Consider the following 2,845-nt stretch of genomic DNA (forward strand, 5'->3'; position numbering starts at 1 on the left):
TGCGTGCGCCGGTGCAGGCCGCGGCCGAGCTGCTGCTGACGCACCTGTCGCTGCCGGTCGGCGTGGCCGATGCGATCCGTCATCAGCAGGACCGGCTCGCCGGCATCGCGCTGCCCGACGGCCTGGACGCCGCGCTCAAGCCGGCCCTTCAACACGCCATCGGCACTGCCTTCGTGAGCGGCTTCCGGCAGGTGATGGCCGTCTGCGCGGCGCTCGCGTTGCTCAGCGGATTGAGCGCCGCGTGGATGATCGGCCGCGGGAAGCAGCGATGAACGCATTGCGCGGCCTTGCCTGGCTGCTGTWGCTGCAAGCCACCGGCGAGGCCATCGCCCATGCGCTGGCGTTGCCGATCCCCGGTCCGGTGATCGGCCTCGCGCTGCTGCTGGCCCTGCTGCGCTGGCCGGCCGTGCGTGCGCCGGTGCAGGCCGCGGCCGAGCTGCTGCTGACGCACCTGTCGCTGCTGTTCGTGCCGGTCGGCGTCGGCGTGATCACGCACCTCGACCTGGTGTCGCGCTGGGGCTGGCAGCTGCTGGTCGTGGTGTGCGTGTCGACCTGGATCGGCATGGCGGTCACCGGCCTCGTGCTGCGTGCGTTGTTGCGGTCGCCACCGGATTCACAAGTGCCGCGCGATGGCTGACTTCGTGCAGCTCTGGGTCTACCTGTCGACCACGCCGCTGTTCGGGCTGACGGCCACGCTCGTGACCTACGTGCTGGTGCAGGCCGGCCACGAGCGCGTCGGCCGCGCCGCGTGGGCCAATCCGGTGCTGTGGTCGGTGGTCGTGATCGGTTGCGTGCTGCTCGCGACGAAGACGCCCTACCCGACCTACTTCGCCGGCGCGCAGTTCGTGCACGTGCTGCTGGGGCCGGCGGTGGTCGCCCTCGGCTGGCCGCTGTGGCTGCGGCGGCACGAGATGCGGCGCCGCGGCGTCGCGCTGGTCATCGCAGCGCTGGCCGGCGGCAGYGCGGCCGCGGCCAGCGCGGTCGCGATGGGCCTCGCGTTCGGCATGCCCGCCGATGTGGTGCGCTCGCTGGCGCCGAAGTCGGTCACCGCACCGGTGGCGATGGGCATCGCCGAGCAGATCGGCGGCGTGCCGGCCCTGGCGGCGGTGTTCGCGGTGCTGACCGGCATGGCCGGTGCGCTGTCGGCACGCTGGCTCTTCAACGCGCTCGGGTTCACGGACTGGGCGGTGCGAGGCTTCGCGCTCGGCACCACCTCGCACGGCATCGGTGCGGCCCGCGCGCTGCAGGTCAACGACGAGGCCGGTGCCTACGCCGGCATCGCGCTCGGGCTGCAGGTGGTGCTGGCGGCCTTGCTGATGCCGCTGGTGTTCAGGCTCGTCGCGAGCTGACGGTACGCGTGCGGGAGCGCAGCAGCAGCATCGCAGCGGCACCCGCGAACATCGCCGCCATGCCCCACGCGTAGTCCGCATACACGAGCGCGCACGAACCGCACATGAAGCCGGCGCTCAGGTAAAGGTTGTCCTCGTCACGCCGTTGCGCCCACAGCGCCGAGCCGATCGCCGCCAGCGCCAGGTAGATGCCGAACCCGAACGCCACGGTGATCGCGGTGTCATCGTTCAGCGAGAACGGATCCCAGTCCTTCAACTGCGCGTCGCCTCGAGAAGGCTGCGCGAGCCACCCCAGGCGATCGAGCGTCTCCAACAAGTAGCCGGCATGCATGWCGACGGAGATCTGCAGGTGCTTGACGCAGGCGAGCAGCCACAGCGCCAGCAAGCCGATCAGGATCGAATTGATGCCATGGAGGTTGCGGCGAGACATGCCGTGGATGGTAGGCGACGCCTCGAGTCCTGCGATGCATCCCAGCGGCCTTGACAGGATCATCCAACATACTGGATGATTATTCCAATGGAAGACGAGACGACCTCCTCCCTCTCCGATCGCATCGCGCAGAACGTGCGCGAGCGGCGCGCCGCGCGCGGCCGGTCGCTCGACGAGCTGGCCACGCACTGCGGCGTCAGCCGCTCGATGATCTCGCTGATCGAGCGTGGCGAAAGCAGCCCGACGGCCGTCGTGCTCGAGAAGCTGGCCACCGGCCTCGGCGTGCCGCTCGCGTCGCTGTTCGAGGCGCCCGGTGCCGACGCCGCGCCGGTGTCGCGCCTGGCCGACCAGCTGCTGTGGCGCGACCCGGCCTCGGGCTATGTGCGGCGCAACGTCTCGCCGCCCGGCTTCGCGTCGCCGATCCAGATCGTCGAGGTGGCCTTCCCGGCCGGCGCGCGCGTCAATTACGAGACGGCCGCGCGCACGCCGCGCGTGCACCAGCAGGTGTGGGTGCTCGAAGGCAGCATCGCGATCGCCCTCGGCGACGAGCGGCACCGCCTGAACGCCGGCGACTGCCTCGCGATGGTGCTGGACCGCCCGATGAGCTACCACAACCCGACGCGCAAGCCGGCCCGCTATGCCGTCGTGATCACAACCGAAACCGCCCCCTGGAGATGAGATGCCCTCCCCCGACCTGACCGTGCGACGCCTCGCCACCCTGACACCGGCCGACATCGATGCGCTGTCCGCGGTGCTGATCGACTGCGTCGAAGGCGGCGCATCGGTCGGCTTCATGCGGCCGTTCGCCCCGGAGCGCGCGCAGGCCTTCTGGCGCCGCGTGGCCGAGGGCGTCGCCGGCGGCGAGCGCGCGCTGCTGGTCGCGGAAGACGCGCAAGGCATCGTCGGCACCGTGCAGCTGGTGCTCGACCAGCCGGACAACCAGCCGCACCGCGCCGACCTCTGCAAGATGCTGGTGCACCGCCGCTCGCGCCGCCAGGGCACCGGCGCGGCGCTGATGCGGGCGGCGGAGGCGCTGGCGCGCGAGCACGGCAAGACGCTGCTGGTG

Annotated in this window: 5 protein-coding genes and 1 pseudogene; 5 read left to right on the top strand and 1 reads right to left on the bottom strand. The window is 71.3% G+C overall.

Translation table 11 applies throughout. From position 1 onward, the window contains the following. From AC1D01_RS28370 to AC1D01_RS28380, 3 genes and pseudogenes are all read left to right on the top strand, one after another. Positions 1–272: pseudogene (locus AC1D01_RS28370) on the top strand (hypothetical protein); the annotation flags it as partial. After that, on the top strand, positions 269–637 hold the full coding sequence (locus AC1D01_RS28375) for a CidA/LrgA family protein (protein WP_477872362.1): 369 nt from the start codon (positions 269–271) through the stop codon (positions 635–637). The pseudogene AC1D01_RS28370 and the gene AC1D01_RS28375, both read left to right, overlap by 4 nt. After that, positions 630–1,349 (top strand): LrgB family protein, encoded by a 720-nt coding sequence (locus AC1D01_RS28380; RefSeq protein ID WP_477872364.1) that lies wholly within the window; start codon positions 630–632, stop codon positions 1,347–1,349. The genes AC1D01_RS28375 and AC1D01_RS28380 overlap by 8 nt, the downstream gene beginning before the upstream one ends. On the opposite strand, the gene AC1D01_RS28385 is transcribed toward AC1D01_RS28380, so the two are convergent. Continuing rightward, positions 1,330–1,779, bottom strand: a complete 450-nt coding sequence (locus AC1D01_RS28385; RefSeq protein ID WP_477872366.1) for a hypothetical protein — start codon at positions 1,777–1,779, stop codon at positions 1,330–1,332. The two genes, AC1D01_RS28380 and AC1D01_RS28385, sit on opposite strands and share 20 nt — an antisense overlap. An 87-nt stretch (positions 1,780–1,866) precedes the next feature. Here AC1D01_RS28385 and AC1D01_RS28390 point away from each other — a divergent pair, with 87 nt between their 5' ends. Then, positions 1,867–2,457, top strand: coding sequence for a helix-turn-helix domain-containing protein (locus tag AC1D01_RS28390; protein ID WP_477872368.1), 591 nt, complete (start codon positions 1,867–1,869; stop codon positions 2,455–2,457). Between the two features lies 1 nt (position 2,458). Beyond that, a partial coding sequence (locus AC1D01_RS28395; RefSeq protein WP_477872370.1) for a GNAT family N-acetyltransferase occupies positions 2,459–2,845 on the top strand: 387 nt, incomplete at its 3' end.

It is taken from the genome of Rhizobacter sp. P3_B12 (assembly GCF_056402895.1).

Bases quoted from the DNA above. Each gene is read 5' to 3' on its own strand.
- AC1D01_RS28390 (WP_477872368.1), top strand. From the start codon at position 1,867: ATGGAAGACGAGACGACCTCCTCCCTCTCCGATCGCATCGCGCAGAAC.